The following is a 6,903-nucleotide window of genomic DNA, read 5'->3' on the forward strand; positions in this document are numbered from 1 at the left end:
TGACACTGTTTCAAACCCCACAACTATAATTATGCTTACCCACATCAATCAATGAATGACAAACTAACAAATTTTCAAACCCAAACGCATTATAAAGGAAGAGAAATGTCAGTAAATTTGTGGTTACCTGTCAATTAATAAAGGATTTCCGAGAATCATCCAGAATTTGTATGTAAAGATAACGATGAGGAGGTGCTTATATGGGTTTTTCATTTATACATGCAGCAGATATCCACTTGGATAGTCCGCTAAGAGGATTGGAGCAGTACGATGGTGCTCCTGCAGAAAAGATTCGGAATGCTACACGGGAAGCGTTTGTTAATTTGGTTGATGCAGCAGTTAGTCGTAAGGCTGCCTTTGTACTCCTGGCGGGGGATTTGTACGACGGAGACTGGAAGGATTACAATACCGGTTTGTTCTTTGTGAGTCAAATGACCATTCTACAGCAAAAAAATATTCCGGTCTTTTTAATCCGCGGGAATCATGATGCTGCAAGTCAAATTTCAAAGCAGCTGAAATTGCCAAGTAATGTTTATGAGCTGTCATCAAAGAAACCAGAAACCGTTTTATTAGAAAACCTGAACACTGCGATACATGGACAAAGTTATTCAACACGTGCCGTGACAGACAATATGGCTCTACAGTACCCGCCTCCCATTGAGACGTATTTTAATATTGGCTTATTACATACATCAGCGTCAGGCAGGGAAGGACATGAGCGTTACGCTCCTTGTTCTTTGAGGGATTTGACGGCTTGCGGTTATGATTACTGGGCCCTGGGTCATGTACATCAGAGAGAGCAGCTATTAGAGAAGCCGTACATTCTCTTTCCTGGGAATATTCAGGGAAGGCATATTAAGGAAACAGGCAGTAAAGGCTGTTCTTATGTGACAGTAAGTGACGGTGAAATCGAATCTGTTGAGCATATTGAGCTTGATGTTCTACGTTGGGAGATGTGTGAAGTAGATGCTGGCAGTGAAGTAGGAGACATACATGCCTTACTTGAAAAAGCACGTATGGTTTTAGAGTCAGTGTTTGAAAAAGCAGATGGGCGCTTTCTAGCAGTCAGATTTAAGTTTACTGGAGTAAGCGTTATTCATCATCAACTCCTTACGGAAACAGAGCACGTAATTAATAATCTGCGCGCCCTAGCACTTGAAGTCAGCCAGGGAGACATCTGGATAGAAAAAGTGAAAATCGAAACGTCTGGGTTGACGAGTTTAGAAGAGCTTAGGAGTGAGCATACCCCGCTCGCCGGTATCCTTGATTATTTACGTGAGATTCAAGAAGATGATACGGTCATTTCAGAATTACTGGATGAATTTACGGAGCTTCAAAACACACTGCCTCATGAATTACGTCAGATGGAACGCGGAGTTGATTATACGAATCCATTTTTGTTAAAACAACGGTTTAAAGAAGTTGAAGATGTCATTATTACATATTTAACGAAGGAGGAGTCTAGATGAGGTTTGATTACATTCACTTGAAAGCATTTGGACATTTTACTGACTATCTGTTGTCCTTTGACAAAAGTAAAAATTTTCATCTTGCCTATGGACTGAATGAAGCTGGTAAAAGCACAATTCTTTCCTCTGTTACCGATTTACTTTATGGGTTTCCAAAAACTACACCGTATTCTTTTAAACATGATAATAAACAGCTGCGAATCGAAGGACAACTGCGTCATGTAAATGGTGAAAAACTGCGGTTTGTGAGGCGTAAAGGAACCAAAAATACGCTTCTCGATATCAATGATTCACCGCTGCCGGAACAAAAAATCCAGCAGTTTATGAATCATCTTTCAAGACAGCAGTTTACACATATGTTTGCTCTGGATCATGTTCGAATTCGTGAAGGCGGAAACAAGCTGCTGGAAAGCGGCGGGCATGCAGGGGAAGGGTTGTTTTCAGCGGCATCAGGAATGAATAGGATTCGAGAGGTACTGGATCAGGTCGACAAAAAAACAGACAGTATTTTTAAGAAAGGCAGATCAGGAACGCCGCTTATTAATAGTCTCGTTAAAAAAGAGCGGGAATTAATTAGAATCATTGCTGAAAGTCAGATGCGAGTGAAAGATTGGAAAGAAATCGAGAATAAGTATCATGAAAGTGAACATCTTCTGCAAGAAATTCTAAATAAAAGTAAAGAATTAGAATTCAAGCAGCGGAAGCTCCGGCGCCAAAAATTAATTCTGCCGCAAGTTGCTAAGCACAAGGAATATACAATGAAGATGGGTGAGTTGGGGGAAGTCCCTGAGCTGCCGATTGATAGTCATAATCAATTTCAAGAAAATAAACAAACGTTTTTGCGTGCGCAAAAAGATAAAGTAAGGGCAGAAGAACAGTTAAAACAACTTAATAGCGAGCTGGCTGCTATTCAGATCCATGCATTTATTTTGGAGAAGGGGCCGTTAATCGAATCGTTATATAAGAATGTGTTAACCTACGAAAATTACTTAGAAAGTAAACCTGGTTTAGAGAAAGAAAAACAGCGCTGGGAGTACCAAGCTTTACAGATAGCAAAAAATATTGATCGCTCCATCACCCTTCTAGAAACAATTGAAACACTTCGAATTCCTGCAGAAACTAAACACACCATTATTGAGCTCTCTAAACAAAAACCATTATTAGATCAAGCCTTTTATGTTGCTGTAAAAGAAGAAAATACGCTGGCAATTGAAATAGATGAATTAAGTAAAGAACAGATGAGTTTGGTTGAAGTTCAAGATTTAGATAATTTGGAATTAATCCTTGAACAGGTGAAACGAGAAGTCAGGATAGAAGAAGAGCTTAAACAACTAGTTTCCGAGAGTCAAAGGCAAGAAGCGTTACTTGAATTCATGATAAGGACGTTGCCACTATGGACAAAGAATAGAGAAGCTCTGTTAGAACAAAAATTCCCGATGAATGAAAGTATTAAAAAGTATGTCGTCTTATTCCGAGATTTCGACGATTCCATAGCACGATTTAATAAATCTATTGAAGAAGAACAAAGAAAAATGGAAGAGAATATTCGTCATATTCGAGATCTGGAACGGATGGAGGGTATTCCTACTGAGACAGAGCTTCATGGTATGCGTGAGCATCGAGATTATGGATGGGAAATGATTCGTTCTAAGTTATCTCAAACAGAAGATACAGAAGAGATAGCGGTCTTTACAAAAGGCAGGTCACTTGAACACGTATTTGAAAAAGCGATGTATAAAGCAGATAAGGCTTCAGATCAGATGCGCGTTCAGGCAGAAAAGGTCGGCGAAAAGAATAAGCTTCTCGGAGATATTGAAAACAGTAAAAGAATGATAGAAGAGTATTTATCCAATCAAGAAAAGGTATGGATGGAATGGGAAGCGTGTAAAAAGGAATGGGAAAACTGCTGGGCACAAACTGGAATTTCCCCATTAGAACCAGAGGAAATGCTAGAGTGGATTAAAAAACTTCAACAAATTAATGAATCAAGTATCCGTTATATGGAAGTATTGTCTGAAGTTCAACAGAAAAAAGAAAAACTTACTCATTTAAAGCAGACTCTAACAGAGATTCTTGAAAAATTAGAGGTAACAGCAAAACAAGACACGTTATTGGACCTTCTTAATCGTTCGGTTACAACGATAAAATATCTGCAAGTGATGAAAACAAAAAGAGAAAATAACGCTATTCAATTAAAACAAATCGAGAAAAAACGGGTAGAAAAGGAAGTTGAAAAAGAGAGGATTCAGCTTGAGTTAAGGCAATGGAACGATAGTTGGAAACAGAATATACAAGGTTTGATTGCCAAACCTGATGCCTCGGTAGCCGTGGTGATTCAATTGCTGGAGCTAGTAGAGCATTGTTTATCAGCGTATACAAAAATGAAAGATACCGAAAAAGAACTTATTGAAGTAAATCTTAGTATGGATCAATTTAGAAACGAAGCAGAAATTCTTATCAACGATTACTTTAAACATCTACAATCCATGCCTATTCATATGGCCGTGAGCCAATTACATCGTGAACTAATAGACGCACAAAAAAACAAAAGTACTGCAATGGCAATGGAGAAGCAGGCCAAACAATTTATTGATAGAATTCAAGAATGTAAAGAGGAGATGGAGGGGGCTGCTGATAAACAGGAAGAATTGAGAAAACTGGCGGGGTGTAAGGCAGAGGAACTTGGACAAGTGATTTCTAAATTCTATGAAAATCGTCAGTATCAGTTGAAATTGGTGGAAATAGAAGAAAAGTTACTTAGTGATGGAGAAGGTATGACCCTTGTTCAGCTCTTCGAAGAATGTGTGTTAGACCTTGACCACATATCTGTAGAACTAAAGCATATAGAGGAAGAATTGCAATTTTTAGATGAAGAAAAAATTTCAATTAGTAAAGGTCATGGAGTCATTCAGAAAGAATATGAAGAAAAAATTACCGGACATAATATGACGGCTTTACTTGCTGGACAAAAGAAAGAGAGTATTGTCTCCAGTATAGAATTTCATGCTGATCAATATTATCTCCTTAAGATGGCATCCATGCTTTTAAAAAGAGGCATAGAGTATTATCGTGAAATGAACCAGAGTCCCATTTTAATCAGTGCAGGCCAGATCTTTGCTAAAGTGACGCTGAATAAATATCATGACGTGATGGTCGATTATAATGAAAAAGATGAGCCGATTTTAGTAGGCATTCGAGAGGATGGAGAAAGAGTCTCAATTGAAGGGATGAGCGATGGCACGAAGGATCAATTATACTTGGCGCTCCGATTGGCAAGTATTGAAAAATATGTTCAAGAAAATGAACCTATTCCATTCATAGTTGACGATATACTTATTCATTTTGATGATGAACGAGCAAAAGAAACCTTAAAGGTACTATTAGAGTTGTCAAAGAAAACACAAGTTATCTTCTTTACTCATCATTCCAGGTTGATTGAATTAATGAAGGATATAGCCAATGAGGATCAATTCCAACTTGAACAACTTACGAAGTTAGTGAGTGTTAAGTGAAATTTTTTTACCAAATCCGTCGAAGGTAACTAGTATGGATGGTAATTAATTGGTAAAATATGAATACCCAACTTTGGTGTCGGCATAGAATATAACCTGTCAGGAGGAGTGAAAATGGAACAAAAAAAGTTCATTTATTTCCGTATCAGGTGAAAACTGTCGAACTTGAAACAACTGAAGTGCCAAGAGGAGTCGAATTGATTCAGGCTCCAAACGTGTGGAACAAATCAAAAGGAAAAGGTATTACAGTAGCCATTCTCGACACAGGCTGTGATATAACCCACCCAGATTTGAAAAGTCGGATTATTGGTGGTCGGAATTTCACCGATGATGATCAATCCAATCCTGAGATGTTTGTCGACTATAATGGTCATGGTACACATGTGGCAGGGACGATTGCGGCTGAAAAGAATGATGTTGGTGTGGCAGGAGTCGCGCCTGAAGCAGATTTATTAATTTTGAAAGTACTGGACAAAAAGGGTTCCGGCCAATATGAATGGATTATAAATGGAATCAATTATGCGGTGGAACAAAAGGTAGATATCATTTCAATGAGTCTTGGAGGATCTGAGGATGTCCCAGAGCTTCATCAAGCAATCCAACAGGCGATTTCTAAACAGATTCTTGTTGTGTGTGCAGCAGGGAATGATGGAGACGGAGATGATACTACAGATGAAATGGGTTACCCCGGCTGTTACAATGAAGTAATCAGTGTAGGGGCAATTGATTTAGAGAGACGATCTTCATCGTTTACTAATTCTAATAATGAAGTGGACCTGGTCGCTCCAGGTGAGGAGATTCTCTCAACCTATCTAAATGGACAGTATGCTAAGCTGAGTGGTACGTCAATGGCGACACCTCACGTATCTGGCGCGCTTGCGCTAATTAAAGTCATGGTAAACGAGAGCTTTGGACGGCCACTGACTGAGCCGGAGCTCTATTCACAATTGATTAGAAGGACGATTCCGCTGGGTAATTCCCCAAAGCTTGAAGGAAATGGGTTGTTATATCTAACAGCGGTAGACTATTTAGAAGAAGTCCTAAGTAAGAAAATGAAACCTGAGCAGTTAAGTATATGATGAAGGACCTTTTACATGAACTTGCCCAAGAACGTGAGTGGTGCAAAGCTGAGCTAAAGGCAGTTTTGAAACGTGACTATTATAATGAACGTACCGACATAGAACAAAGAAATGATTATTACCGTATGATTTCTTTTAAGGATAGCTATCTATCTTCACGAATCAGAAAGCTTTTAGAAGAAACACATCTTCAAAAATTAAGCTACACCCCGCATCGATATTTATATCCCTGGGTAGATCTTCAGGAGGATCGAACGCTTAAAAGTTTGTACTCGGGGAAAAGGATGGATCCCCTCGATGTGATTGAAGAGGATATTCGAAAATTAGAGCAAGAAGTGCAGCAGGGACAATCAGGGACGTCTCTTTTAAACTGTGAACATGTGGTTCCACAATCCTGGTTTCACAAAAAAGATCCGATGAAAGGAGATCTTCATCATCTTTTTGCCTGTGACCCTGGATGTAATAGCATCAGGGGTAACCATCCATATGATGATTTCTTAGATTATATTCCTGAACGGTTGATTCTTGGCGTGAAGGATGGATGCGGGAAAAATGAGGGTGGAAAGTTTGAACCGGAATATGGAAAAGGGATCGTAGCTCGGTCAACGCTCTATTTTTTAGTGCGTTACCCGCAAACCATATCGCATGAACTAGTGAATATTTCTCTTTTACTTGAGTGGCATCAAAGGTTTCCAGTTTCACGCTATGAGCTGCACCGAAATCAAGCCATTCAGGAGCTGCAAGGAAATCGTAATCCTTTTATTGATTATCCTGGATTTGCACGGTCAATGATTCTATAAATAACAAAAAACTTGAGAAAAACCGTAATTTCGGATTTTCTCA

General features: G+C 39.0%; 4 protein-coding genes. All 4 read left to right on the forward strand.

Annotated features, from left to right (window positions below):
• Window positions 1-200 precede the first annotated feature (200 nt).
• The 4 genes from WYK_RS08410 (at window position 201) to WYK_RS08425 (ending at window position 6,860) form a co-directional block, all read left to right on the forward strand.
• Window positions 201-1,469: a metallophosphoesterase family protein gene (locus tag WYK_RS08410; protein WP_040374082.1), complete on the forward strand. Its 1,269-nt coding sequence runs from the start codon at window positions 201-203 to the stop codon at window positions 1,467-1,469.
• A complete protein-coding gene (locus WYK_RS08415) occupies window positions 1,466-4,981 on the forward strand; it encodes a YhaN family protein (protein ID WP_040374083.1) in 3,516 nt (1,171 codons plus the stop codon). The genes WYK_RS08410 and WYK_RS08415 overlap by 4 nt, the downstream gene beginning before the upstream one ends.
• Before the next feature lie 149 nt (window positions 4,982-5,130).
• Window positions 5,131-6,060: a S8 family peptidase gene (locus WYK_RS08420; protein WP_040374084.1), complete on the forward strand. Its 930-nt coding sequence runs from the start codon at window positions 5,131-5,133 to the stop codon at window positions 6,058-6,060.
• The gene (locus WYK_RS08425; protein WP_328286273.1) at window positions 6,057-6,860 is read left to right on the forward strand and encodes an endonuclease I family protein; all 804 of its coding nucleotides are present in this window, start codon (window positions 6,057-6,059) and stop codon (window positions 6,858-6,860) included. Before WYK_RS08420 ends, WYK_RS08425 begins: the two co-directional genes overlap by 4 nt.
• The last annotated feature ends 43 nt before the right edge of the window (window positions 6,861-6,903 follow it).

The organism is Peribacillus psychrosaccharolyticus ATCC 23296, assembly GCF_000305495.1.
In the GTDB taxonomy this organism is placed as follows: Bacteria; Bacillota; Bacilli; order Bacillales; family DSM-1321; genus Peribacillus; species Peribacillus psychrosaccharolyticus.

Excerpts from the sequence above, each read along its gene's own strand:
- WYK_RS08410 (WP_040374082.1), top strand. The coding sequence starts at position 201 with ATGGGTTTTTCATTTATACATGCAGCAGATATCCACTTGGATAGTCCG.
- WYK_RS08415 (WP_040374083.1), top strand. The coding sequence starts at position 1,466 with ATGAGGTTTGATTACATTCACTTGAAAGCATTTGGACATTTTACTGAC.
- WYK_RS08425 (WP_328286273.1), top strand. The coding sequence starts at position 6,057 with ATGATGAAGGACCTTTTACATGAACTTGCCCAAGAACGTGAGTGGTGC.